The sequence below is a fragment of the Sphingobium sp. RSMS genome, from assembly GCF_005406185.4.
Lineage (GTDB): Bacteria > Pseudomonadota > Alphaproteobacteria > Sphingomonadales > Sphingomonadaceae > Sphingobium > Sphingobium fuliginis.
The window spans coordinates 246,992-272,106 of the sequence record NZ_CM191258.1 but is presented as its reverse complement, the minus strand read 5'-3'; the positions used below and the strand labels follow the sequence as shown (position 1 = coordinate 272,106).

Genomic DNA, 25,115 nt, shown 5'->3' with positions numbered 1-25,115 from the left:
CTCAAAGCTTTCCGTCGGCCGCCAGTTTCATGAAGCTTTCGTCGAACCGCAGCGTCACATGCTGCGCGTCGCCCAGCGTCTTCCCGCCGGCGAAGCTCATGCCGACGGCATCGGCGGAGGCCGCGCCCTTGAACAGGCCATGGGCGAAGCTGAAATCCCGCACCTGCGCCATGCTTTGAACGAGTGCGGGGGCAGATGTGGCCGCCACGGCGGATTTGGGATCGGCATAGAGATGCGTGGTCGCCAGCTGGCTCTCGAACACTTCGGGTGTCGTGCCCGCCAGCTTCGCCATGGCCTCGCGTGCCGCCTTGCCCTGCGCGTCCTGCCTTTTCATCAGCGCCATCGTATCGAACCAGATGCCGGTCAGCGCCTTGCCCAGATTCGGATTGGCTTTCAGGGTTGCCGTATCGACCACCAGCAGATCCAGTATTTCACCGGGGATCTGGGCCGAGCTGAAGACCTCCTTCGCCCCGGCCTGTCCCTTCATGACCGAAAGCTGCGGGTTCCATGCGACCGCCGCGGTGACGTCCGGACTGGAAAAGGCCCCGACGATATCGGCGTCGGAGGTGTTCACGGTCTTGATGTCGGTGGGCTTCATCCCCGACTTCTCCAACGCGCGGGCGAGAAGATAGTGGGAGACCGAAAGTTCGACCAGATAGACCTGCCTGCCCTTGATCGCTGAAAAATTGTCGGCGCCCTTGAGCAAGATGCCATCATTGCCGTTCGAATAGTCGCCGACTATGATCGCGCTGGTATCTTTCCCGCCGGCGGCCGGAATCGTCAGGGCGTCCATATTGGTCACCGTCACGCCATCGAATTTGCCGGCGGTATATTGATTCACCGATTCGACATAGTCGTTGACCTGAACGATGTTGATCTTGATGCCGTATTTATCCGCCCACTTTTTCACGATTCCGGCCTGCTGGGCATAGGGCCATGGCATCCAGCCAGCGTATATCGACCAGCCGATGTTGAACTCTGTCTTCGGCTGGGAGGGGGCGTCCGGCGCTGGCGAGCAGGATACAAGCAAAAGCGCTCCAGCCATCAGAGCAGCCCGGCCTGCATTGCGGAACATTCGGATCATTCTTTCGTCCCCTTTCGGCAAACACTATTGCAAAGCAGCACGGGTCTGTCCACCAAGAATTATTACCTTTAAAGTTTTAGGTAATACTCTCCATCGTGGCGGAAATCCGGGGTCCAGCGCCCTGACACCCGCCGTCGGGCCGGCTGAGCGACCGCGCCGATGACCGGCCCCTCCCCCCGAATCGACCAGATTGCGTTATTCCGACGGATAGACAGCGGGCAGCGTCGATCCGTTGGTCGGGGTTTGCGATTCGGGGCCGAACGGTCCCACATAATTCCCACTCCGGTCCCGCCGCCATTCCTCCCACCAATATTGGAATCGGTCTTCATCGTAAGAAAACCGCCACATTGTGCGCCGCACCCAACGATTGCAGTCATACTGAGCAAGTGCGAAATTATTACGCTTGACCCATTACGTAATATCCATACCGTATAGTTGATCGACCGCTCGTCGAAGCGGCGCAACAAAAGGGTAGATTAGCCGGGCAGTCACCGGCTTGAAGTGAGGGTTCGTGAATCGAAGAACGGCTCGCAATGCTGCTCTCTCAGGCGCTATGGCGCCGGTCGCCAGCAATGCGCGGCATTGTGACCTTGCCGGTTCATCGCACGGCGCTCGAACAGATCAAATGACGATTGCAGCCGCTTCGGTTGCAAAAGACCATGCACATCATGGCATGACAATGACGACTGGCCGGGAACCGGCCGACAAGGCGCCGGCCTAGCCAGAGCGCCAGGGAGAAGGATGTCACTTGGGGCTCAACTGCAAGGGGGTCGAAGTGACTATGAAATTGTTTCGCAATACATTGCTTGGCGCGACCATTCTTATGGGCGTTGGGACCACTTCGGCTTTCGCTCAAGGCGCCGCGGACGGTGCTGACGGTGCAGGCGGCGAGGGCAACGAGATCGTCGTGACGGCCACTCGGCGCGCGGTTTCGATCCAGGACGTGCCGATCAACATCAGCGCCGTCGGCCAGGAGCAGCTCGCCCGGCAGCGGATCGACGACGTGCGCGACATTGCCGACTTTACGCCAGGCGTGACCATATCGGACACGGGCCCGGGCTCGACCGGAACGATCGTGCTTCGCGGCCTCAACGCTTCGGATTCCAGTTCCACCGGCAATTCCTATGACACGGCCTTGGGCGTCTATCTCGGCGAGGTTCCGCTCTATTACGACTTCAAATTGCTCGACATCGCGCGCGTCGAAACGCTGCTCGGGCCGCAGGGGACACTCTATGGCCTTGGCACCCTGGCGGGAGCGATCCGCAATATCCCCAACCGGCCCGACACGGATAAGATTGAGGGCGAGGTGCATAGCCGCCTTTACGGCAAGGGCCACAGCGGCAAGCTGGGCTATCAGGTCGACGGCGTCATCAACATCCCGATCGTCAAGGATCATATCGCCTTCCGGTCGGCCACGGGCTATTTCTACGATCCCGGCTTCATCGACTATCCGCTGCTGCTCCAGACGCCGGGCGTTTCGCTGCCCCAGCCGGATGGTCCGACGAGCATCTCGCCCGCCGGCTATGCCGCGAACCTGAGAAAGGAGAAGGACCTCAATTTCGAGAAGACCTTCACCACCCGCAACCAGTTGCTGTTCCAGGTCAGCGAGGATCTGAAGGTCAACTTCACCTATGCGTTCCAGCAGACCAAGACCGATGGAGGTCAATATAATAGCGACGGCGTGCTCGGAACGGGCAAATATCAAAGTGCGGCGCGTTATATCGAGCCGGTGAAGCGCCGCGCGCACCTGGGAGCGATGGAAATCAACGCCAACCTCGCGGACATTGCCGATCTTGTTTCGACAACTGCCTATACCGATGTCAAGAACGACAATCGGACGGACAATACCGACCTTCTGCTCGATCTCGATTATGGCTATGAATCCTTCCCCGCTTTTTCGAGCTGGAACGAAAGCCACGACCGCCGCAAGCAGTTCAACCAGGAAGTCCGCTTCGTTTCCCGCCATGGCGGTCCGTTCAACTGGGTGCTGGGCGGCTTCTACAATCAGCAGAAGCTGCATCGCGACTATATCGAACATGTACCGGGCCATCCGTGGGTCGACCTCACCATCAATCCCGATGAAGTCGAATATGCGTCCTACACCAAGTCGAAAGTGACCGAAAAAGCAATCTTCGGCGAAGGTACGTTCAGGATCGTACCCGAATGGCAAGTCACAGCAGGCGCGCGCTATTTCGGCTATTCTTCAGACATCGCAGGCAACCTGACCGTGCCGCTGATCCCAGGCTTTCCGATCAATCCCTATGAGCTGGACCCAGCGGGCGGTTCTGCGAAAAAGAGCGGTTGGGTGTGGAAGTTCAATAGCTCGTATAATTTTACGCCTGACATCATGCTTTACGCCACGTATAGCAAAGGCTACCGCATCGGCGGACCGAACAGTGTGGCGCCGTGCCCCAAGCCCCTGCCGAACGATCCGGACGGCGACGGCATCAACAACGATCAGCTGCCTTGCGGCCTTCCGAACGAAGTCCAATATGGCCCCGATACCACCAAGAATGCAGAGATCGGTATCCGCACGCAGTTCTTCGACCGCAAGCTGACGTTCAACTTCAACGTCTTCCAGATCAAGTGGGACGGCATCCAGGTCCAATCCGCAACCCTGAATGGCGTGGTCGGCATCACGGTCAATGGTGGCAAGGCAAAGTCGGAGGGCCTTGAAACCTCGTTCCAAGTCCGGCCGATCGACGGATTGTCGATCCAGGGGACATATTCCTACGTCAACGCCAGACTGACCGAGGACGTGCCCAAGAATATTCCAGTCAATAGCCCGGCTGGAATATATCCCAGCGCGCCGGACAAGCTGGACGCGCTATCGGGTGATCGCCTTCCAGGCTCTGCAAAGAACAGCGGCAGCCTGGGCGCGACCTACACCATGCCGTTCATGGCCGGGAACCTGGCGGCGGACTGGACAGCGACCTATCGCGGCAATGTCGTGACGCGGCTGGGCTGGGACCGCGCCTATGGCGACAAGCTTCCGGGCTATGTGCTGCACCGCGCCTCGCTGGCCTATGAGACGGACCGTTACAGCCTCGTCCTGTTCGCGAACAATATCTTCGACAAATATGCGGTGGCTTCCGTCTCCAATGACCGCTCGCGCGTAGGCCTCAACGATGGAGTGGTGCTGCGCTATTACAAGCAGACCGTGATCAATCCGCGCACCTTCGGCATCGAAGCACGCTTCAAATATTGATCTGATGATGCTGCCGGGGCGCCATTTCGAAAGGATGGCGCCCCGGCGAGCGCGCAGGATCATCGCAATGCTGCCTTGCATGAAAGGGAAAGGGCCATGGCCGCTGATGCGCGCAGGGTTCGACGGGTACGAACCCTTGGATTGAGTGCGGCGCTCCTGATGGCGAGCGGCTCGGGATATGCCCCGGACCTGAAGGCAGCTTGCGTAGCGCTGCCGAAGCTCTTCGCGGAAAAGTGGATCGACGGCACGCTGCCGCAGGAGCCCTCCACCCAGGTCCAGCAACTCGACGAGGACAGTTTCGTCATCCGCCAGTCGGTCAAGACCAATTTCGAAGCGCCCTTCCTTTATCTGCTCTTCGGGCGCGACCGGGCTTTGCTGATCGACAGCGGGGCCGAAGGCGGCCGCATCAGGCCGACGGTCGACCGGCTGGTCGCGCAGTGGCTGGCCGCTCACGGACGCCGTTCGATCCCGCTCGTGGTCGCCCATAGCCACAGCCATGGCGACCATGTTGCCGGAGACGCCGCCTTCCGTGATCGCCCGAATACGACCGTCGTTGGGCTGAAGCCATCGGACGTGGCCAGCTTTTTCGGCATCTCCCATTGGCCCGAGGGAGTTGCCAATTTCGACCTGGGCGATCGCGCGCTCAGCGTCATCGCAACGCCAGGGCACCAGGCCGCCGCAATCATGATCTACGACCCTCGCCTCAAGATCTTGTTGTCGGGCGACACGCTCTATCCCGGCCGCCTTTACGTGCCGGTAAATTTCATGGCCGACAATCGCGCCAGCATCGAACGGCTGGCAGCCTTCGCGGCGAAGCATCCGATCTGCGCCGTCATGGGAGCTCATATCGAGATGACGTCCGAGCCGGGGCGCGACTATGGGCATGAAGCGTCAACCCATCCAGACGAACATCCCCTCCCCCTGCCGGCGCAAACCATTGGTGAACTCCAGACCGGCCTGCGAGAGCCGCTGGAGACACCCGACCAGCGGCAAGTCCACGATCATTTCATCATTGTCCCGGTACCCGCCCGCGCGGAATGATCCGGCGGCGTCGGATAAGATTGCCTTCAAGATCAGAGCAAAGTCTGTGATTCTGGCGCAAGATCGATATGCCTCAAGTTGGAAAGCTTCGCGCGGGCGACCGGACAGACTTTCGTCCTTGCTGCTTTCTTCTTCGCCTGCGCGGCATCGATCATCTGGCTTGCATCGCGACCCACGCGCGCAGTTGATCCCGATGCGGCGCATTGATCGAAAGCTTTCGGTGCATGTCACATGACGATCCAGGAACCGATGTCATGCGCAACATCGAGGACAAATCTGCCGCCCACTGGCAGAGACGGCCCTGGCAAATCGCCGTTCATCCACCTTTAATGTGATATAATAGTGACAGCGCAGCTATTTATGCGTCGTGCGGGAAATCACACGGCCGATGCTTGTTCTATCCCCGAAGGCAGTAAGGGATGCCTTCTGCAAGGGATGAGGGGTGTAACATGCAGCTTCGTGCTATTCTGCTTGGCTCGGCGAGCTGGGGCGCGGCTTTCCTGATCACGACCGGTGCCGCCTGTGCGCAGACGAATGCGGACGCGGCCTCCCCCGCTGCCGCAGCGGCGCAGCAGGGCGGCGACACGGCATCGGACACGGGAGAGCCGGTCATCATTGTGACGGGTTCCCGCATTGCGCGGCCTACACTGGATTCGCCGATCCCCGTAACGTCGCTGTCGACTGCGGACCTCACCCGGAGCGGCGGGACCGTCATCGGCGATGTGCTGAATGATCTGCCCTCGCTGCGGTCGTCCTATAGTCAGGCGAATTCCACCCAATATATCGGCACGTCCGGCCTCAACCTGCTCGATTTGCGTGGCCTGGGCGTTACGCGCTCGCTGGTTCTGGTGAACGGCCGTCGCCATGTCACCTCTTCCGAAGGCGATTTTCTCGTCGATACGAACACCATTCCCACCGACCTCATCGAGCGCGTCGACATCGTGACCGGCGGCAGTTCGGCCGTTTATGGCTCCGATGCCATGGCGGGCGTGGTCAATTTCGTGCTGAAGCGCGATTTCGAAGGCCTTTCGCTTGACGGCAAGGCCGGTATCTCCAGCTATGGCGACCGGGGAACCTATCGGCTGTCCGGTACCTTTGGCCGGAATTTCGCCGACGGACGGGGCAATGTTGCGCTGAGCCTGGAATATAATCGCGCGAATTTGCTGACCTATACCGACCGCCCGGCCCTGACCGGGGCATTTTCCGGGCGGCGGCAATTCCAGCTGGTCGACAATCCGTCTCTGGACAATGACATTCCCGACCGAAGCTTCCTGACCGGGGTGCACAGCTTCGGTTATGACAATGGCGGCAATTTCATCGCCTATAATGGCGGCAGCCCCCTGTCCTGCGGCACTGGCGCCGCGGGGGCCTGCCGCGCAAATGGTTTCCCGCGCGTTTTCGGCTTCAACCCCGACGGGTCGCTTTACGAATATGCCTATGGCAATGATTTCCGCCCTGCCGGATCCGGGAATAATCAGAATGGCAACGGCGCGACCCTGAACGATCGCGGCACGCTCGACCCCTCGCTCAAGCGCTTCGTCGCGAATTTCCTTGCCCATTATGACGTGTCGGACGCATTTCGTCCCTTTATCGAAGCCAAGTTCGTCCGGGTGAAGAGCTTCAACCAGGGTAGCCCAACCTTCGGACAGGGCGGAGATCAGGGAACGGTCGCGTCGGAGGATGAGGACGGCAATCCGATCCGCGTGGCCGCGACGCCCGACACCTATCTGGGATCGGGCGTTCCGATCTTCTTCGACAATGCCTATTTGCAGCCGGGCGCGGCCGCCACCATCCGCTCGCTGCTGCCGGCGGGCGCGGAATTCTTCCGGCTCAACCGCAACAATAACGATCTTGGCACCCGCGACGAATATGACCGCCGCGACACCTATCGCATCGTCGTGGGCGCCGAAGGAACGTTCAACGACGACTGGCGCTATGATTTTTCCGTCAACTACGGGAAGTTCAAGAGCCGCTCCCTGTTCTTCAACAACCGTATCGAATCCCGCTTTCAGAATGCGGCCGACGCCGTTTTCAACGCTGCGGGCAATATCGTCTGCCGCATCAATCAGGTGACCGTCACGGACCCGGCCTGCGCACCGCTCAACCTCTTCGGGGACGGCGCGCCCAGCCAGGCGGCGCTCGATTATATCAACACCACATCCCATCGCCGGGGCAGCGCCAGTCAGTTCGACATCAACGCCAATCTGGTGGGCGACAGCTCGCAATGGTTCGAGCTGCCGGGCGGTCCCGTCGCCTTTGCGATTGGCGCCGAATATCGTCGGGAAAAGGCGTTTTACGCCTATGACGATACGGTGAAGAGCGGCGATACTTTCCTGAACGCCATTCCTGACTTCAATCCGCCATCCTTTGCCGTGAAGGAAGCCTATGGCGAACTGGACGTTCCCCTTCTGAAGGATATGCCATTCGCGCGGGAACTCAGTGTCAATGGCGCGGTTCGTGTGGCCGATTATAAAGGCGCAACCGGCACCGTCTGGGCCTATAATGGCGGTGCGATCTATGCGCCGGTTTCCGACATCAAGTTCCGGGTCAATTACTCCCGGTCGGTGCGAGCGCCGACTCTGAGTGACCTTTATTCCTCGCCGTCACAGAATTTCGATCTTCTGGACGATCCCTGCGACGTCAATTTCATCGATAAGGGCAAGTCGACCCGCGCGGCCAATTGCGCCGCCGCCGGCGTTCCCGCGGGCTTCGTCAACAGCGTGGCGCGGGCCGGAAGCACGGAGTTTCTGTCGGGCGGAAATCCCAATCTGACCGCCGAAAAGTCGCGCAGCTGGACCTATGGCTTCATCCTGCAACCGCGCATGATCCCGGACCTGTCGATCACGGTCGACTATTACGACATCAAGATCAGCAAGGTCATCAGTGCCGTGGATGCGCAGACCATCCTCGACGCCTGCTATGATGGGGCAAATCTGAACAACCAGTTCTGTCAGCTCATCTATCCCCGTCAGGCCAATGGACTGTTCGCCAGACCGGCCCTGTTGCAGAGCACGGTGAACTTCGCCGCCCTGGTGGCGAAAGGCATCGACATGGATGTCGCCTATAATCATCGGTTCGACCCCGACAACAGGATCGCGGTCCGGGTCGTCGGCACCTGGGTGCGGACCCGCACCGACTATCCCTATCTCGACAATCCCGGCCAGCCCGAACGGGTGAAGGGAGAGCTGGGCGATCCGATCTGGAACGTCAATGCGTCCATCGACTATACGCACCGCAATCTCACCTTGGGCTATCAAATCCGTTATATCGGCCGCCAGTCGATCACGGACTGGGAAGCCCAGCACGACACCTATGGCGTGCCGGCGCTCGACCCCAACTATGCCGACACCGTCTATTATCCGCGCGTTTTCTATCACTCGGTCCGTGCGTCGCTGGATGTCGACAAGCGGTTCACCCTTTATGGCGGGGTCGACAATCTCACCAACCGTAAACCGCCCTACGGATTGTTCGGCAATGGCAGCAATGGTGATGGCGACGCCATTTACGACAATATCGGCCGCTTCATGTATATGGGCGTGTCTGTCAAACTTTGATTTGCAAAGCGGGAATGGGAAAGGGCGGGCGGGTTTGCGTGCCCTTTCTCAACAACATGTGACTTACCGATACAGGTCGAAAATGACGTTTGGGCAGCTTAACCCTCGGTAATGACTCAAGCGTCGAATTCCGGTTTTCGAAAGCGGACAGGGATGCCCGCGATATCAGTTCGACCTCGCCCGTCGGTCCAGAATCTGCTTGAGAGGATTGGGTTTCCCCGGCGCCACACGCCGAAGGGTATTCGTATCGTGATGGTCGAACGGGTCGGGCCTGCCGGGGACGGCAAGAGTGGTGTGAATATCATAGCTCCAGCTATCGTCGCCGTCGAAGCGGATGTCGATCCGGTATGCATCCGTTCGAAAACCATATTCCAGGAAAGCGGTCGAGCATATCCCATATTGCGTCTGACCGCGTGTCGCGACCAGCGACAAATTGTCGTCGCCGACCTTGGCGTGGCCCGCGGCCAGCGCCACCTGCCCACGTGGAATAGCCAACGTCTGCAGGATCAGCCCGGTCGCCGGTTCCCATAGCCAGTAACCGACCTGATCGTGGAAGGTAATGTCCTCTTCCCCGGTCGTGATATGGGTGTGATAGCGCAGGCCGTAGAAAAGCTGCGGCCCGTTGGTTTGAGGATCGATGGCATCGAACGAAACACGCTCAACGAACACGCGCCGCTCGGGAGCGTCTGCCTTGGGGTTGATATCAACGCCCTTATGGGCCTCCCAGCGACCGGCCAGCCTCGCCAGCGGTCCCAGATTGGCGAGCGTGTCGGGGTCGACGCCGGTTGGCTCGGTAAAAATATCCTGAGGAAACGGATTCATGGCCTTTCCCTGCGAAACGAGTGGAACCCGCAACATAGAACCTGATCCTGGTCGACCCAAGGACTCAATTTCTTGCCTGGCTCATAGGCTTAGGGCAAAAAATATGCCGCTGATCGCGTGCGTGAACGTGGACAGCGCTCGAAGGAATATCGGTGCGCCCGTTGCACGCATTGCCGGGATGGGAGAAGAGGCGGGCGATACGGACGGAAACCCTCGTCACGATTCGCGGCATGATCCAGTGCTGGGTTCGTCCCTGAACCGCTTGAGGAAAGAGATATGAGCAAGGACATCATCATCGCTGGCTATGCCCGGACGCCCATGGGCAGCTTTCAGGGCGCACTTTCCAGCGTTTCAGCGCCGGAACTGGGCGCCGTTGCGGTGAAGGCGGCGGTCGAGCGCTCCGGCGCCGCGCCGGAGGCCATCGACCGCATCTATATGGGCTGCGTCCTGCCCGCCGCCCTCGGCCAGGCGCCCGCGCGGCAGGCGGCGCTTGGCGCGGGCCTGCCCCAGTCGGTGGAGGCGACGACGGTCAACAAGATGTGCGGTTCGGGCATGCAGGCGGCAATCATGGCGGCCGAAGCGCTGAGCGCCGGGGCCGTGGACATCGTCGTCGCCGGCGGCATGGAGAGCATGACCAATGCGCCCTATGCCCTGCCCAAGCACCGTTCCGGCGCGCGCATCGGCCATGATCGGGTCATCGACACGATGATGATGGACGGGCTGGAGGACGCCTATGATCGCGGCAAGCCCATGGGAGCCTTTGCCGAGGACACGGCCCGCGATTATCAGTTCACCCGCGCGGAAATGGATGCCTATGCGGTCGAAAGCCTCGCCCGCGCCAATGCGGCGATCGACAGCGGCGCCTTCGCTGCGGAGGTGGTGCCTGTCACCGTCAGGACGCGCGGCGACGAGGTCCAGGTCGACAAGGACGAACAGCCCGGCAATGCGAAGCCGGAGAAGATACCCTCGCTGAAGCCCGCCTTCGCCAAAGACGGTGCGATCACGGCGGCGTCCTCCGCCTCCATTTCGGACGGCGCAGCCGCGCTGGTGCTGACCCGTGCAGATGTCGCTGAGAAGCTTGGCCTTGCCAGGGAGGCGCGCATCGTCGCCACCGCATCCCATGCCCATGCCCCCGCGCTGTTCACGACTGCCCCGGTCTTCGCGATCCGCAAGGTGCTGGAGAAGGCGGGCTGGTCCGCCGGGGACGTCGATCTCTACGAAGTGAACGAGGCGTTTGCCGCCGTCGCCATGATCGCGATGCGCGACCTCGACATTCCGCATGACAGGATCAACGTCAATGGCGGCGCCACCGCACTGGGTCATCCCATCGGCGCCAGCGGCGCGCGCATCATCGCCACGCTGGTGGCGGCATTGAAGGCCCGCGGCCTCAGGAAAGGCGTCGCGGCGCTCTGCATCGGCGGCGGCGAAGCGACCGCCGTGGCTCTCGAAGTCCTCTAAGACGGATAGAGATAACAATTTGGACCGGCGCCGTCCTTCCGGATGGCGCCATCCTTTAATCCATGTCTCTCGGGTTATGGATTATAGCGCGGCGCGACTCATCGCGATGGAACGTCCTGCACGCGGCTGAAGTTTTCCCTTCAGTCGATGACCGGAGCCATGGAGCCAGCCGATGCTCGAACATATTCCCGCCTGGATAGGCAGGATCTTCACCAATGTCCGCGCCGGCCATGAAAGGCTGGCCATCGTCAGGGCCGGGCTGCAGGGAACGGCGCCCATGATCCCGCTGTCCAGCCCGGCTTTCGCTGCCGGCGGCCGGCTGCCGATCCGCTTCACGGCGGATGGCGAAGGGGTATCCCCGCCGCTTGTCTGGGGTGAGGTGCCGGCAGGCACGGCCAGCATCGCGCTGATCGTCGAGGACCCCGACGCGCCCACACCCAATCCGCTGGTCCATGGCCTGCTCTGGGATCTGCCCGGCGATCTCCGCCAGGTGGACGAGGGGGAGATTGCGGAGGGCAAGGAGGCCACTGTCGGTTCCGTTGGCCGAAACAGCTATCTTGCCCAGGCCTGGCTTCCGCCGGACCCGCCGACGGGCCATGGCGAGCATGATTATATTTTCCAGCTCTTCGCCCTGGCGCAGGCCATTGATCTGGGGCCGGGGCCCGGCCGGTCCGACATCGTCAAGGCGATGGACGGCCAGGTGCTGGGGGTGGGCGTGCTGGTCGGCACCTATTCCCGCGGCGATCCGGCGCCCGTCGGACATGTCGGCCCCGGCCTGGCGCGCGGTTAGCCCGGGAGCAAGGCGGCCGCCTCGTCCGCCTGAACCGGCCGACGCCGATCCTTGGAACGTCTCTGCCCTCAAACCGTTCGGGACATGAAACAGAAACAAATCAGCCTCGCCCGACCGGCGTCCAACCCAGGTTAGTTCGCGCTGCGTAATAAACCGATAGAGAAGCGACAGGAGGGTCGTGCCATGGGCGATGAAGACGACACCGTTCATTATGACGGCGCGGAAGGCGGCTGGGGTTCGATCAAGGGCATGGCCGAAATCGCCTGGCGCGAGAAGCCGACGCCGGCCGTCCTCAACACGCTGCGCCGGCAAAACAAGGTCAAGGGGTTCATGTGCGTGTCCTGCGCCTGGACCAAGCCCGCCCATCCGCATGCCGCCGAATTTTGCGAGAACGGGGCCAAGGCCACGCTATGGGAACTGACCAGCCGCCGCTGCACGCCCGAAGTGCTGGCCAGGCACAAGGTCGGCGAGCTCAGGACATGGAAGGACCACGACCTCGAGCAGCTTGGGCGGCTCACCCATCCGATGCGATTCGATCGGGCGAGCGACCGCTATGTGCCCTGTTCCTGGGAAGAGGCGTTCGAGGCGATCGGCAGGGAACTCAAGGCCATCGATCCCCGCGCCGCCGTCTTCTATTCATCGGGGCGGGCCAGCCTGGAAACAAGCTATCTCTATGCCCTGTTCGCCCGGGCCTATGGTCACAACAACCTGCCGGACAGTTCCAATATGTGCCATGAGACGACGTCCGTCGCGCTCAAGAAGCTCATCGGCTCCCCGGTCGGCACCTGCGTGCTGGCCGATTTCGACCTGTGCGACGCGATCTTCTTCTTCGGACAGAATACGGGCTCCAACAGCCCGCGGCTGCTGCATCCTCTGCAGGAAGCCGTGAAACGCGGGGTGAAGATCGTGACCTTCAACCCGATCCGCGAAAAGGGTCTGGAGGTCTTCAAAAATCCCCAGAGCCCGACCGAAATGCTGACGCCCAAGGCGACGCAGATCTCGACGCTCTATCTGCAGGTCAAGGCCGGCGGGGACATTGCCGCCATCACCGGATTGATCAAGCATGTCCTTGCCGAGGAAGAAAGGAAGTGGCGCGAGGAACAGCGCCACGTCCTCGACATCGACTTCATCGAGCAGCACTGCACCGGATTCGAAGCGCTCAAGGCCCATGTCGAGGCGACAGGCTGGGAGGAGATCGAGCGCGAGAGCGGCCTTGCTCGCGCCGACCTCCGGCAGGCGGCGCAGATCTACATCGACGCTCCCCGCTCCATCGCCATGTACGGCATGGGCCTGACCCAGCATGTCCATGGCTTCGAAAATCTTGCGGCGCTCACCAATCTGTGGCTGCTCAAGGGCAATATTGGCCGCGACGGCACCGGCATATCCCCGGTCCGCGGCCATTCGAACGTGCAGGGCCAGCGGACGGTCGGCATTTCCGAAAAGCCGGAACTGGTGCCGCTGGACAGGATCGCCCGGCAATATGGCTTCGACCCGCCGCGGGAAGAGGGCATGAACACGGTGAAGGCGTGCGAGAAAATCCTGTCGGGAGAGGTGAAGGCCTTTATCGGCCTGGGGGGCAATTTCGTCCGCGCCATCCCGGAACGCGAGAAGATGGAGGCGGCCTGGCAGCATCTGCGCCTGACGGTCCAGATCGCGACCAAGCTCAACCGCAGTCACCTCATAAACGGCGAAATCGCCTATCTTCTGCCGTGCCTTGGACGGTCCGAGGAAGACATGCAGGCATCCGGCCCGCAGGCGGTGACGATGGAGGATTCTCTCTCCTGCATCCACGGCTCGCTGGGCAAGAACAAGCCCGCCTCCGACCATCTGAAGTCGGAAGTGGCGATCGTGGCCGGAATGGCGAAGGCGACGCTTCCCCCCAATCCAAAGCTGGAATGGGACGCATGGACGGCGGATTATGCCAGGATCAGGGACAGGATCGAGGAAAGCTACCCGGACCAGTTCCACGACTTCAACGACAGGGTGTTCACGCCCGGCGGCTTCTACCGCGGCAATTCGGCGCGGGAGCGGATCTGGAAGACCGAGAGCGGAAAGGCGCAGTTCACCGTTCCCAAGACGATGAGTTCGGTCGGCTTCGAACCGGCGGTGGGCCGTTACAGGCTGGTGACCTTGCGGTCGAACGACCAGTTCAACACGACGATCTACGGCTATTCCGACCGGCTGCGCGGCATCGAAGGAACACGTGACGTCGTGCTGATGAACCCTGAGGATATGGGAGCCGCCGGCCTTCGGGCGGGCCAAGTCGTCAGCCTGGCGAGCGATGCCGGGGATGGCGTTCATCGTCAGGTCGACGGCCTGGCGGTCACGCCCTTCCTGCTGCCGCGCGGCTGTCTGGGCGCATATTATCCGGAAATGAATCCCCTGGTTCCGCTCTGGTACCACGACGAGCAGTCGAAGACCCCTGCGGCCAAGGGCGTTCCCGTCCGCATCGTCATCTGAGATGCGGAAGCGTGGGGCAGCGGCATTGATGGCGATCCTGCTCGGCGGATGCAGCCAGGAAGCGCGCGACCTGGGCCCCGGCCTGCCGCAGACGGCGCCGCATGGCAATGCGGACCCGCGGATCGACGCCTATCAGGGGAATTTCTACCAGATCGCGCAGGGCGGCCGCTATTTCGCCTGGTATGGCTGTTCGCCCTGCCACAGCGAACAGGCAAAGGGCGGCGCCCGATTGTCCGATGGGCAATGGGTTCAGGGCGGGGGCTTCGCGGACGTCTACCGGTCGATCGCCACGGGCCATGGCGGCGCCTTTGGCCGACGTGTGCCGGTCGAGCAGCTTTGGCAGATCACGGCCTATGTCCGCGATCTGCCGCTGCACTATCCCGAAAAGCGGCGGCGGCTCCTGCTCGACCAGAAGGGCGAGCCGCAGGGATCGGCATGGTCCGGCCCGCAATGAGACGATCGACATCGGTCATCGCCATGCTGATCCTGTCCGCCTGCACCGGCGTCCAGTCGCCGCTCGCCCCGGCAGGGGATCAGGCGTCCGCTCTCCACATGCTTCTGATCGTCATGACGGTGGTCTGCGGGCTGGTCTATCTGCTGGTGATGGGCGGGCTCGTCTGGGCCGTCATGCGCGCCCGCTCGCGCCGCCAAAAGGATGAAGGACGCGCTGAAACGCGGGTGGACCGCGCCCTCCATGTCGCGGCGGGGATCATCGTCGTCGGACTCACCATCCTCATCACCGTCAGCTTCTTCGCTGACCGCGCCCTGTTCGCAACCCGCGGGAAGGACGCCATGGCCGTGCGCGTGACCGGGCATCAATGGTGGTGGCGGATCGAATATCGCGATCCGGCGAGCGGGCGCTGGATCGAAACCGCCAACGAACTCCATTTGCCGCTGGGCCGCACGACACGGGTCGAGCTTGCGTCGGGAGATGTCATTCACAGTTTCTGGGTGCCGAACGTCTCCGGAAAGATCGACATGATTCCCGGCCGCCGCAACCTTCTCGACCTGACGCCGCGTCGAACGGGCTGGTTTCGCGGGGCCTGCACGGAATTTTGCGGCGCGCAACATGCCCATATGGCCTTCGATGTGAAGGTGGAAGCGCCTGCCGACTTCGACCTCTGGCTGAAGACCCAGGCAGCCCCGGCGGCATCCGGCGCGCCCGCCACAGGGCGCGGAGCCCAGCTCTTCGCGACGAAATGCGCGGCCTGCCACAGGATCAGGGGCACATCGGCAACAGGCCGGGCGGGACCCGATCTCACCCATGTCGCCGCGCGAAGGTCCATCGCCGCCGGCACGCTGCCCATGACGCGGGGCGCGCTGCAAGGCTGGATCGCGCAGCCCCAGGCGTTGAAGCCCGGTACGTCGATGCCGGCCGTGCCGCTGCCGCCTGCGGATGCCGATGCGCTCGCCACCTATCTGGCGAGGCTCAGATGACCGCCGACGCGACCCTGATCGAACGGCTGGACGAAAGGTGGCGCGACCCGCCGGGCCTGTGGGGTTTCCTGACCACGGTCGATCACAAGCGCATCGCCGCGCGCTACATCGTCACGGCGCTGTTCCTCATGTTCCTGGCCGGCATGCTCGCGCTCGACATGCGATGGCAGCTGTCGGTCGCCGAAAACACCCGCATGAGCCCGCAGCTCTACAATGAAAGCTTTTCGCTGCACGGTTCGACCATGTTGTTCCTGGTGTCCGTGCCATTGATGGAGGCCATGGCCTTCTGGCTGGTGCCGCTGATGCTTGGCACGCGCAACATGGCTTTCCCGCGCCTTGGCGCCTTCAGCTTCTGGCTCTATTTCGGCGGCGTCCTGACCCTGTGGATCGCCCATGCGATCGACATCACGCCCGACCTTGGCTGGTTCGAATATCCCCCGCTCTCAGGTCCATCCTACAGCCCGGGGCATCGCGCCGACATCTGGGCGCAGATGATCACCTTCACGGAGGTTGCCGCGCTTGCCGCCTCGGTCAATGTCGCGGCGACCATCCTCAAGATGCGGCCCCCGGGCATGACGCTGACCCGCATGCCGGTATTCCTCTGGGCCATGCTGATCGCATCGATCATGACGATCCTGTCCATGCCGGCGGTCATGCTCGTCACCTCCATGCTGATCGCCGACCGGCTCGTCTCGACCCATTTCTTCTCGCCCGCCGGGGGCGGCGACACGCTTCTGTTCCAGCATCTCTTCTGGTTCTTCGGGCATCCGGAAGTCTATATCATCTTCGTGCCCGCCACCGGGTTCATATCCTCCATCGTCGAGACCTTTTCGCGGCGGACGCTGTTCGGCCATGCCGCCCTCGTCCTCTCCATGATCTCCATCGGCGCGCTGGCCTTCGGCCTGTGGGTGCACCATATGTTCGCCGTCGGCCTGCCCCGCCTGGGCAATGATTTCTACACCGCCGCCAGCATGGCGATCGCGCTGCCCGCCGGATTGCAGATCTTCTGCTGGATCGCGACGATCTGGCTCGGCAGAATCCGTCTTGCGACGCCGATGCTGTGGATTCTGGGCTTCGTCGCGACCTTCATCATCGGCGGCCTTTCAGGCGTGATGACCGCGTCGGCCGCTCTCGACCTGCAACTCACCGACACCTATTTCGTGGTGGCGCATCTTCATTATGTGCTGATCGGCGGGGCGATCTTCCCGCTTTTGGGGGCCTTTGCCTATTGGTACCCCAAGGCGACCGGGCGGCTGATGTCGGAACGCTGGGGAAAGGTCGCCTTCGTCCTGATCGTCGGCGGCTTCAACCTGGGCTTCATGCCGATGCATTTCCTGGGCCTGATGGGAATGCCCCGTCGCGTCTATACCTATCCGCCCGGCATGGGCTGGGAAACGCTGAACCAGGTCGCGACCGCTGGCAGCGCCATCGCCGTGGCGGGCGGGCTCGTCTTTGTGGGCAATGCGCTATGGGCCTATTGGCGCGGCAAGCCGGCGGGCGACGACCCATGGGGCGGATCGACGCTGGAATGGGCGTCCCCCTCCCCACCGCCGCCGTACAACATGGCGCATGTGCCCGTGGTGCACGGCCTGACCCCGATGTGGGACGATGCCGGGCGGCTCGACGTCATGGACGGCCTTCGCCCGGACCGGCGCGAAGTGCTGGTGACGTCCGTGACCGACGCCATTCCCCTCTACAGGCAGAAGAGCGCCGCGCCGTCGATCTGGCCGCTGCTGGCGGCGCTCGCCGTTTCCGCCATGTTCATCGGCAGCATCTTCACGCCTTGGGCCATTGTCGTCGGCGCGGCGCCGGTCGCCGCCACCCTGACGGGATGGTTCTGGCCCAGCCGGCCCCGCTCCCGATCGGGACCATTGGGGGTGAATGCATGAGTCCTTCCCGCTCCATCCGGATCGTCGGCGATCTTTCCCCCCTGCCGGAAAGCGCATCGGGCCCGCGCCATCTGGTCTGGTGGGGCAATATCGGCTTCATGGTCATAGAGGGGACCGGCTTCGCACTCGCCGCCGCGGCCTATCTCTACCTTATGACCCAGGCTCCTGCCTGGCCGCCCAAGGGCGACGCCTTGCCCGGACTTTTGTGGAGCGCGATCTTCACCATCGGCCTGCTGCTGAGCGCGGTGCCCAATGTCTGGGTGTTGCGCTGCGCCAGGAAGAAGCATCTGGGCGGCGTTCGCTGGGGTACGCTGGCGATGGCGGTCATCGCAGCCTTGCTCTTCATACCCCGCGCGTTCGAGTTCGCGCATCTCGGCATATCCTGGCATCAGGACGCCTATGGATCGATCGTCTGGACGCTCCTCATCCTCCACACCACCCATGTCGTCACCGACTGGTTCGACACGGTAGTGCTGGGCGTCTGGCTTTTCACCCATGAGGTCGGAGACGATCAGTTCGCGGATGTGGAGGACAATTCCAATTATTGGACCTTCGTGATCCTATGCTGGCTGCCCGTCTATGCCCTCATCTACTGGGCGCCGAGGGCGCTATGACGCCCAGCCGCCTCAGCATCCGGGCGCGGGCCTGGATCGGCCTGCTGCTGCCGCCGATGACCTGGTTCCTGTTCGAACAGGGCCTTTCCGCACTGCTCCATGCCGATTGCGGGCGATGGCGGATCGGCCTTGCTTGGGGGGTGGTCAGCATCGCCCTTTGCGCCTTGGCGGCGCGCATCGCCTGGCCCCTGACAGGGTCGCATGGCCCCCTTTCCCATCCCTGGCTGGCCAGGCTCGCCCTCGCCGTCGCGGGCATATTCGCGCTGGCGAGCGCCTTCCAGACCCTCGCATTGCTGATCGTGCCGCCATGCCTCGGATAGGCGTGATCCTTCCAGCGCCGCCGCCGGGCTGTCTCGTCCATGCCGACGCAGCGATGCGCGTCACCCGCAAAGTGCCGAGGCCTGCATATGGCTAGCCGTCCCGTCCCCTCAAGCCTCGTCTGGCTGGCAGCGATCCTTCTGCTCGCGGTCTGCGTCACGCTTGTGGCGGGCGGCGCGATCCATCTGGAAACCAGGTCCGCCGATGAAACCCGCGCCGACGCCATGACCGGCGGACATTCGGAAAGGGGCCGGGCCGCCCTTTATCGCCATGGCTGCGGCGCCTGCCATGTCATTCCCGGCATCGACGGCGCGAACGGCATGGTGGGGCCGGACCTGACCCATGTCGGCCAACGCGCAAGCCTGGCCGGTTCGCTCCCCAACGATCCGGAGACAATGGTGCGATGGCTGATGCATCCGCAGGCGCTGCGGCCCGGAAGCGGCATGCCCGAACAGGGCCTGTCGGAGCGTCAGGCACGCGACATTGCCGCCTATCTCTATGCCCGGAACTGAGGGGAGGCATGGCACAAACAGGGTTCCACCGAACCGGAAATTCCTGGGGCCGATTCAGTTCAGGGTGGGCCGAAAATGGCAGTTTTCCGTGACCCGGAGCGCAGCATATTCAAAGTAAGCGAGCACCGGAAGCACGGAATGGAAGCTGGGCAGGTGACTCGATTCAACCATTGCAGGCCGCCATGAACCTGAATGTCGATCGGTCCTAATGCGCGTCGCCGGATGGACGCTTCACCTTTCTGATCTGGCCGATCCCCAGGAAGACCGTGATGATCGTCACCGGGAACAGCGCGACATCGATCCAGGCGGGCAAATGCCATCCCTGAAGCTCCAGCGCTTCCTTCAGATGGTGCCAAAGGCCAAGGGCATAATAGCTGATGGCCACCACCGACAGCCCTTCCACCGTATGCTGGAGCCGCAATTGCAGCGCGGTCCGGCGGTCCATGGACGCCAGCAGGTCGCGGTTGCGGCGGGCAAGGGCGGTGTCGACCCGCGTGCGCAGCAAGGCGCTGGTCCAGGCGGTCCGCTGCGCCAGATCCTCCAGCCGGCGGGTGAAGGCATCGCAGGTGCGCATGGCCGGCAGCAGGCGCCGCTCGGTGAAATCGTCGAGCGAGCGGTAACCCCGCACCGGCACGACGGCGAGACGGCGGAGGCGGTCGCGGCAGATTTCCGCATAGGCCTGCGTTGCGCTCATGCGGTAGCGGGTGCGCGCCACGATCCCGGCCAGCTCCGCGCTCAAGGCGGAAAGTTGCTCCAGCACCTGATCGGCATCCGCATCCTTCTGCGCGACGCGGCTCGTGATCGCGGTCAGCCGCTGTTCGAGCGCGGTGAGCAAGGGGGTCGCCTGTTGCGCCTCGGGCAGGCCGAGCAAGGCGATCTTGCGGTAATTGCCCAGTTCCTGGAGCCGCTGGACCAGTTGCGAGCTTTCGCCGCCTTGCAGCCCCTTGTCGTGGATGAGCAGCCGGCCGAAGCCGTCGGCATGCAGGCGGAAGTCGCTCCAGATGCGGGCATGGCCGTCCGCAACGTCGGATATGATGAGGTCGTCTATCGCGAAATGGGCGGCGATCGCCGCGGAGGGCGGTTCGTCCATGACCATGGCGATCTGGGTGGAGCGGATCACCCGGCCCGGCATGTCCGCCATCCATGCTGGCACATCGCCAAATGGCGCGAGGTCGAACAGCGTCGCGCCCTCGACCGGCGCGAGGAAGCTGTAGGTCATGAATTCGGTATGACGCTCCCAGGAAAAATGGAGGTCGCCGATCCGCGCGGCAAGGAAGCGATCACCGGCCTTGAGGGCGGGAAAGCGGTGGGACAGCAGGGCGATGCCCTGCTCGGCCTGCTGCTCGTCGACCAGCAGCACGAATTGCAGCGCGAGGGCCGGCGCATCGAAACGGGGCAGGCCGCGAATATGCATTTCCCGCGAGAGGGAAGCCCGCAGCGGATGGTCGCGCTGGCCCAGCGCCGCAAAGGGATCGGCCGGGGTGCTGGTCATGTCGTCCATGGGCCGGTTCTTCCTTGGCAGGCTTGCGCTATTAAGTCCGACAATATCGTCCGTGTCGATTCATAATGCGGCTGGATCGCCATTGGCAATCCGCCCTGCCCGAAAGGATGACGGGCAGAAGGGCGAGACGGACGAGCTCGCCCGACCCCCGCTATCTGAACAGATCGAGCGGGATCGCCCGGGCCATGGCCCGATAGCCTTCGGGCGAAGGATGCAGCGCATCCCCGACATCATGGCGGGGAAGCAGGCGGTCGGGGCGAGCGGGATCGCGCACCGCCCGGTCGAAATCGATCACGCCGTCGAAATTCCCCGGTTCGCGAATCCAGCGGTTGACGGCCTGCCGGTCGGCTTCGTTGCGGGCGTCGGGATGATAATAGTCGTTGCCCATGAAGGGCAATATGGTTCCGCCGATCACCTTGATGCCCCGGGCCCGCGCCCGCATGACGATCTGGCGATAGGACCCGATGATGCGCGATACCAGCCGGGCATGTTCGGCATCGCTGACCGGCGCTTCGCGCGTCAGCGTGCCGATGTCGTTGATCCCCTCCAGCAGGATCAGGTAGCGCACGCCCGGCTGCGCCAGCACATCGCGGTCGAGCCGGGCAAGCGCGTTGGGGCCAAGGCCGTCGTTCAGCAGGCGGTTGCCGCCTATGCCCTGGTTGACGACCGCCAGATGCCGTGTCGCCGGATCGGCCTGAAGCCGCCGGGCGAGATTGTCGGTCCAGCGGTCATTGCCATCCGTGGTCGACCCCCTCCCGTCGGTGATGGAATCGCCCAGTGCGACGATCAGCTTCGCCGCCGTGCAGCGCTCTACCTCCAGCGCGGCCAGGGAGAACCAGTGCTCCACCGCCTGCGCGCCCGCCATGGCAGGGTCGGTCAGATGATCGCCCTTGAGCAGCCAGGAGGTCGCCCGCGATCCGGGGTGGGAGGTCTGGCCCGAAGGCTCCTCCCCAAAGGCGATGCTGATCGCCAGATCGTCAAAGGCGCGGACCGGCAGCGCCACCGGATCGGACAGATAATCCGCGCCGGCCGGGATCGTCACATCGCTGCGCCCGTCGAAGCGGAGCGGAAGGAGGGTCTTCGCATCGATGGCCGGCGATCCGGCCCGCAGCGCGCGCGCGATGCTGGCGCCCCTTATGTGCAGCGGCGCGGCGCCCATCAGATTGGACAGGCGCACCCGCAGCCGGTCCCCCGCCATGGAGGGCCGGACGATCTGCCGCAGGCTGCTGTCCGCCAGCATGCCCGGCGCCAGCGCATTGTCCCCGGTGGGCGCCATCTGGGCAGAGGCCCAGGCCGCAGTCCAACGCCCTGCGCATGGCTCCGCCAGAGCCGGGCCCGCGATGCAGGCCGCGAGCGGGAACAGAAAAGCCGCAAAGGTCAACCGCATGGGCTTGTCCTCGTCAGAACGAAAGAAAGGGGCCGGTCTTGCAACCGGCCCCAGGCTCCTTGGGGGAGGATCAGAAATTCGCGCGGATGCCCGCCAGCACCGTCCGGCCCGGATAGTAGATCGAATAGGGTGCATTATCATATTCGAAGGTGGTGCGGATCGGTTCGTTGGTGATGTTGAGCACATCCAGCGTCAGGCGCATCGCCTTGTTGAGGAAAGGCAGTTGATAACCGGCGGACAGATCAAGCTGGCCGCGGGCATCATTGCGCAGGGCGGCGCCGGTAATGCCGTTCTGCGGCGCGTTGACCGCGATTGACTTGTCGTTCCAGACATAGTTCAGGCTGACCGAGAGGCCGTTATTTTCATAGAAGCCCTGGAGATTATACGACCATTTGGAAACGCCGGTCGCAACCAGCCTGGTCGCCTGACCCGGCATCAGCTTCGACGACTGCTTGAGGTAGGTGCCGTTGGCCGAGAAGCCAAGGCCCTTCACCAGGAAGTCGAGCGGTTGCACCCAGGTCGCCTCGATGCCCTTGATCTTGAGGTCGCTGAGGTTGATCGGCCGGTTCACCGAAACGATCAGGTCGTTGATCGCCACGCCGGTCGACGCCGCGCGGTTGGTCAGCGCCTGCTGCTGGGTCGCGATCAGGCTGTCATAGGGAATATTGAGCGACCCGAAGGTGACATCCTGGGACTGGGTGACGGTAAAGCCCTGGACATTCTTCTGGAACAGCGACAGCCCGACATAGCCGATGCCGCCCGTGTAGATTTCGCCGCCCAGATCGTAATTGTCGGAAGTATAGGGCTTCAGCGTCGGATTGCCGGCGGTCGCCACCAGAGCCGAGGGATCGGTGAAGGTCACGCCCGGCAGGATCTGGCTCGCATCCGGGCGCGTCATGGTCCGCGAGGCGGAGGCGCGCAGTTTCACATTGTCGGCAATGTCGTAGGTCAGGTTGATCGATGGCAGGAAATTATCATATTTCGACCGCGAGGTGATGTCGACGATCGCCGTGCCCACCTGGCTGGGACCGACCACCAGCTGGTTGGTGGCGGCGTAGCGCATGCCGGCATTGACGTGCAGGTCGCGGCCCGCGATGGTGGTGACGCCGTTCAGTTCGAAATAGGCGCCCCAGACCTTTTCATCCATGTCTCCGGTCGCGCCGCCCGTCACCGCGCCGCGCGTTTCCGGCGCGCTGTCGCGATAGCTGTAATAGTCGGTCGCATCCTTGATCGCGCCGAAATCAGGCATGATGAAGGCGTTATAGCCGATATTCCGGCCCGCCAGATGCCCGAAATTGCCGACCGTCATCGGCATCAGATATTGCGGAATGGCGCTGGTAGGGATCGATCCGGTGGCGCCGGTGCAGCCCGTGCCGCAGACCGAAAGCTGATAGGCCGGGCTGTTGTCATAGGCGCGGATCGAGCGAGTCGCCCGGTCATAGGCGGCGCCGACCTTCACGTTGAACATGGCGTCGCCCAGCATGACGTCCAGATGCGCGCCCTTGGTTTCCGTCTTGCGGCGAACCAGCGCGATGTTCTGGCGATACCATTGCCAGCCGAGATTGGGGTCGTTCAGGTCGACATTGGTGGTGATCGACGGATAATAGCCTTGCAGATTGTCATAATAGACGTCGACCCCCGAATTGGGCGGCGTCTGGAACGCGAAGGTCGGCTGCTCGCGGAAGAAGCGGCTCTTGGAATAATTGGCGCTGAGGTCGACCTTCAGGGTTTCGGTCGGCTGCCAGCTCAGGCTGGGATTGATGTTCCAGAACTTGGTGGTCTGCTTGAACTCGCTCGCCTCCAGGAAGAAGGAAGAGTTGGCGAAGGTACCCGAAGTCACGACCCCGTTGTCGTCGACGGTGAGATCGATCGGAATCATGCCGCCGGTCGCCTGCGCTCCCGTGCCGGGGCCGGAGTTGCGGACCTGCCAGTTCATGTTGATGCGCGAATAGTCACGCTTCGATTTTGCCCAGATGCCGTCGAGGGCGAAGTGCAGCGTATCGCTGGGCCGCCATTCAAGAGAGGCCAGGGCTGAAATGCGCGAACGGTCGCCGACCGTCAGCGTATTGCGGCCAAGGCGGGGCAGCAGCGCGGTGCTGAGCTGGCTGCGGGTCAGGCCGGAGGTCGCGACGACATCGACCGGCTGGCCCGGGATAAGGCCGTGACCTGCATTGGCGGGGACGGTCGAAGCCCAGAAGAAGTTGTTGCCGCCCGAATCGGGGACGCCATTGACCGGACCCAGATTGCCGTCGGTCCAGCCGACCGTGTCGAAGCCATCGATGCGGGTCTTGGTCTTGACGCCGGCCACGCCGACCAGAATGCCGAAAGTGTCGGTCGTATGGCTGGCCACGATCGCGCCGCGCGGGCTCAGCTTTTCATTGCTGTCGGTATATTGGCCTTGCGCGACCACGGTGACATGGGTGCCCGGCTTGTCGAAGGGACGGGCGTTGCGCAGGTTGACGGTGCCCGCAATGCCCCCTTCCAGCGTAGAGGGCGACGGCGTCTTGGCAAGGTCGAGGCGGGTGAAGAGTTCGGACGGGAAGAAGTCGAGGTCGACTTCGCGATTGGCGCTGCCGCCGTTCGTGCCGCCGTCCGACGCGACCTGAAGCTGAGAGCCGTTCAGCAGGACGCGGGTGAAGCTGGGGCCAAGGCCGCGGATCGCGACCTGCGTGCCTTCGCCGCTGATGTCGCGGTTCAGGCGCACGCCGGGCATGCGGTTCAGCGTTTCAGCAAGGTTGGTGGCGGGCAGCTTGCCGATGTCTTCGGCAAAGATGGAGTCGCCGAAGGCGACCGCGTTCTTCTTGGCGTTGGTGGCGCTTTGCAGGCTGCCGCGGATGCCGGTCACGACGATGTCGGCTGCTTCGTCCTGCTGGGCGACAGGTTGAGCGGCGGGCTGGGCCGCGCTGTCCTGGGCGATCGCCGCCTGGGCCAGCGTCAGCGCGCCGAAGGCCGACGCTGCGCAAAGCGCGATGCGGAAAGAGCGAATGTGAGAATCTGCCATTTGAAAATCCCCTCCTGAGCGCAGCTTCCGCCTATCCGG

Annotated in this window: 18 protein-coding genes; 12 read left to right on the top strand and 6 right to left on the bottom strand. The window is 63.0% G+C overall.

The features are described 5' to 3' along the window. Position 1: 1 nt before the first annotated feature. Positions 2-1,084: a putative urea ABC transporter substrate-binding protein gene (locus EGM87_RS19425; RefSeq protein ID WP_099186751.1), complete on the bottom strand. Its 1,083-nt coding sequence runs from the start codon at positions 1,082-1,084 to the stop codon at positions 2-4. Positions 1,085-1,865: 781 nt separating this feature from the next. Between EGM87_RS19425 and EGM87_RS19420 the strand changes: the two genes are divergently transcribed. After that, entirely contained in the window at positions 1,866-4,292 is a 2,427-nt protein-coding gene (locus EGM87_RS19420; protein ID WP_137709118.1) for a TonB-dependent receptor, read from the top strand. A gap of 159 nt (positions 4,293-4,451) precedes the next feature. After that, positions 4,452-5,333, top strand: a complete 882-nt coding sequence (locus tag EGM87_RS19415; protein ID WP_137709052.1) for an MBL fold metallo-hydrolase — start codon at positions 4,452-4,454, stop codon at positions 5,331-5,333. A 32-nt stretch (positions 5,334-5,365) separates the two neighbouring features. On the opposite strand, the gene EGM87_RS19410 is transcribed toward EGM87_RS19415, so the two are convergent. Next, positions 5,366-5,488, bottom strand: a complete 123-nt coding sequence (locus tag EGM87_RS19410; protein ID WP_503345430.1) for a hypothetical protein — start codon at positions 5,486-5,488, stop codon at positions 5,366-5,368. 294 nt (positions 5,489-5,782) lie between these two features. Between EGM87_RS19410 and EGM87_RS19405 the strand changes: the two genes are divergently transcribed. Continuing rightward, positions 5,783-8,887: a TonB-dependent receptor domain-containing protein gene (locus EGM87_RS19405; RefSeq protein ID WP_137709053.1), complete on the top strand. Its 3,105-nt coding sequence runs from the start codon at positions 5,783-5,785 to the stop codon at positions 8,885-8,887. A 165-nt stretch (positions 8,888-9,052) separates the two neighbouring features. Here EGM87_RS19405 and EGM87_RS19400 read toward each other — a convergent pair whose 3' ends face one another. Beyond that, positions 9,053-9,709, bottom strand: a complete 657-nt coding sequence (locus EGM87_RS19400; RefSeq protein WP_137709054.1) for an FABP family protein — start codon at positions 9,707-9,709, stop codon at positions 9,053-9,055. A 276-nt stretch (positions 9,710-9,985) separates the two neighbouring features. Between EGM87_RS19400 and EGM87_RS19395 the strand changes: the two genes are divergently transcribed. The 9 genes from EGM87_RS19395 (at position 9,986) to EGM87_RS19355 (ending at position 19,187) form a co-directional block, all read left to right on the top strand. After that, entirely contained in the window at positions 9,986-11,167 is a 1,182-nt protein-coding gene (locus EGM87_RS19395) for an acetyl-CoA C-acyltransferase (RefSeq protein WP_137709055.1), read from the top strand. 172 nt (positions 11,168-11,339) lie between these two features. Continuing rightward, entirely contained in the window at positions 11,340-11,957 is a 618-nt protein-coding gene (locus tag EGM87_RS19390) for a YbhB/YbcL family Raf kinase inhibitor-like protein (RefSeq protein WP_137709056.1), read from the top strand. A 183-nt stretch (positions 11,958-12,140) separates the two neighbouring features. After that, entirely contained in the window at positions 12,141-14,417 is a 2,277-nt protein-coding gene (locus EGM87_RS19385) for an FdhF/YdeP family oxidoreductase (RefSeq protein ID WP_137709057.1), read from the top strand. A 28-nt stretch (positions 14,418-14,445) separates the two neighbouring features. After that, the gene (locus tag EGM87_RS19380) at positions 14,446-14,871 is read left to right on the top strand and encodes a cytochrome c family protein (protein WP_171407210.1); all 426 of its coding nucleotides are present in this window, start codon (positions 14,446-14,448) and stop codon (positions 14,869-14,871) included. Further along, a complete protein-coding gene (gene coxB, locus EGM87_RS19375) occupies positions 14,853-15,854 on the top strand; it encodes a cytochrome c oxidase subunit II (protein WP_171407209.1) in 1,002 nt (333 codons plus the stop codon). Before EGM87_RS19380 ends, coxB begins: the two co-directional genes overlap by 19 nt. Further along, a complete protein-coding gene (locus tag EGM87_RS19370; RefSeq protein ID WP_099186743.1) occupies positions 15,851-17,743 on the top strand; it encodes a cbb3-type cytochrome c oxidase subunit I in 1,893 nt (630 codons plus the stop codon). The genes coxB and EGM87_RS19370 overlap by 4 nt, the downstream gene beginning before the upstream one ends. Then, positions 17,740-18,357 (top strand): cytochrome c oxidase subunit 3 family protein, encoded by a 618-nt coding sequence (locus EGM87_RS19365; protein WP_137709059.1) that lies wholly within the window; start codon positions 17,740-17,742, stop codon positions 18,355-18,357. The genes EGM87_RS19370 and EGM87_RS19365 overlap by 4 nt, the downstream gene beginning before the upstream one ends. Next, positions 18,354-18,677 carry a hypothetical protein gene (locus EGM87_RS19360; protein WP_099186742.1) on the top strand — a complete coding sequence of 108 codons (324 nt, stop codon included), beginning with the start codon at positions 18,354-18,356 and terminating at the stop codon, positions 18,675-18,677. The genes EGM87_RS19365 and EGM87_RS19360 overlap by 4 nt, the downstream gene beginning before the upstream one ends. Before the next feature lie 87 nt (positions 18,678-18,764). Further along, positions 18,765-19,187, top strand: a complete 423-nt coding sequence (locus tag EGM87_RS19355; protein ID WP_137709060.1) for a c-type cytochrome — start codon at positions 18,765-18,767, stop codon at positions 19,185-19,187. Positions 19,188-19,392: 205 nt separating this feature from the next. Here the strand turns inward: EGM87_RS19355 and EGM87_RS19350 are convergent, their stop codons facing one another. From EGM87_RS19350 to EGM87_RS19340, 3 genes are all read right to left on the bottom strand, one after another. Beyond that, on the bottom strand, positions 19,393-20,688 hold the full coding sequence (locus EGM87_RS19350; protein ID WP_137709061.1) for a DUF3422 domain-containing protein: 1,296 nt from the start codon (positions 20,686-20,688) through the stop codon (positions 19,393-19,395). A gap of 151 nt (positions 20,689-20,839) precedes the next feature. Beyond that, a complete protein-coding gene (locus EGM87_RS19345; protein ID WP_137709062.1) occupies positions 20,840-22,075 on the bottom strand; it encodes an SGNH/GDSL hydrolase family protein in 1,236 nt (411 codons plus the stop codon). Positions 22,076-22,145: 70 nt separating this feature from the next. Then, the gene (locus EGM87_RS19340; protein ID WP_137709063.1) at positions 22,146-25,076 is read right to left on the bottom strand and encodes a TonB-dependent receptor; all 2,931 of its coding nucleotides are present in this window, start codon (positions 25,074-25,076) and stop codon (positions 22,146-22,148) included. Between the last annotated feature and the right edge of the window lie 39 nt (positions 25,077-25,115).

What these genes read in the sequence shown, in the direction of transcription:
- EGM87_RS19425 (WP_099186751.1), bottom strand. Translation starts at nt 1,084, where the DNA reads ATGATCCGAATGTTCCGCAATGCAGGCCGGGCTGCTCTGATGGCTGGA.
- EGM87_RS19420 (WP_137709118.1), top strand. Translation starts at nt 1,866, where the DNA reads ATGAAATTGTTTCGCAATACATTGCTTGGCGCGACCATTCTTATGGGC.
- EGM87_RS19415 (WP_137709052.1), top strand. Translation starts at nt 4,452, where the DNA reads ATGGCGAGCGGCTCGGGATATGCCCCGGACCTGAAGGCAGCTTGCGTA.
- EGM87_RS19410 (WP_503345430.1), bottom strand. Translation starts at nt 5,488, where the DNA reads ATGATCGATGCCGCGCAGGCGAAGAAGAAAGCAGCAAGGACGAAAGTC.
- EGM87_RS19405 (WP_137709053.1), top strand. Translation starts at nt 5,783, where the DNA reads ATGCAGCTTCGTGCTATTCTGCTTGGCTCGGCGAGCTGGGGCGCGGCT.
- EGM87_RS19400 (WP_137709054.1), bottom strand. Translation starts at nt 9,709, where the DNA reads ATGAATCCGTTTCCTCAGGATATTTTTACCGAGCCAACCGGCGTCGAC.
- EGM87_RS19395 (WP_137709055.1), top strand. Translation starts at nt 9,986, where the DNA reads ATGAGCAAGGACATCATCATCGCTGGCTATGCCCGGACGCCCATGGGC.
- EGM87_RS19390 (WP_137709056.1), top strand. Translation starts at nt 11,340, where the DNA reads ATGCTCGAACATATTCCCGCCTGGATAGGCAGGATCTTCACCAATGTC.
- EGM87_RS19385 (WP_137709057.1), top strand. Translation starts at nt 12,141, where the DNA reads ATGGGCGATGAAGACGACACCGTTCATTATGACGGCGCGGAAGGCGGC.
- EGM87_RS19380 (WP_171407210.1), top strand. Translation starts at nt 14,446, where the DNA reads ATGGCGATCCTGCTCGGCGGATGCAGCCAGGAAGCGCGCGACCTGGGC.
- coxB (WP_171407209.1), top strand. Translation starts at nt 14,853, where the DNA reads ATGGTCCGGCCCGCAATGAGACGATCGACATCGGTCATCGCCATGCTG.
- EGM87_RS19370 (WP_099186743.1), top strand. Translation starts at nt 15,851, where the DNA reads ATGACCGCCGACGCGACCCTGATCGAACGGCTGGACGAAAGGTGGCGC.
- EGM87_RS19365 (WP_137709059.1), top strand. Translation starts at nt 17,740, where the DNA reads ATGAGTCCTTCCCGCTCCATCCGGATCGTCGGCGATCTTTCCCCCCTG.
- EGM87_RS19360 (WP_099186742.1), top strand. Translation starts at nt 18,354, where the DNA reads ATGACGCCCAGCCGCCTCAGCATCCGGGCGCGGGCCTGGATCGGCCTG.
- EGM87_RS19355 (WP_137709060.1), top strand. Translation starts at nt 18,765, where the DNA reads ATGGCTAGCCGTCCCGTCCCCTCAAGCCTCGTCTGGCTGGCAGCGATC.
- EGM87_RS19350 (WP_137709061.1), bottom strand. Translation starts at nt 20,688, where the DNA reads ATGGACGACATGACCAGCACCCCGGCCGATCCCTTTGCGGCGCTGGGC.
- EGM87_RS19345 (WP_137709062.1), bottom strand. Translation starts at nt 22,075, where the DNA reads ATGCGGTTGACCTTTGCGGCTTTTCTGTTCCCGCTCGCGGCCTGCATC.
- EGM87_RS19340 (WP_137709063.1), bottom strand. Translation starts at nt 25,076, where the DNA reads ATGGCAGATTCTCACATTCGCTCTTTCCGCATCGCGCTTTGCGCAGCG.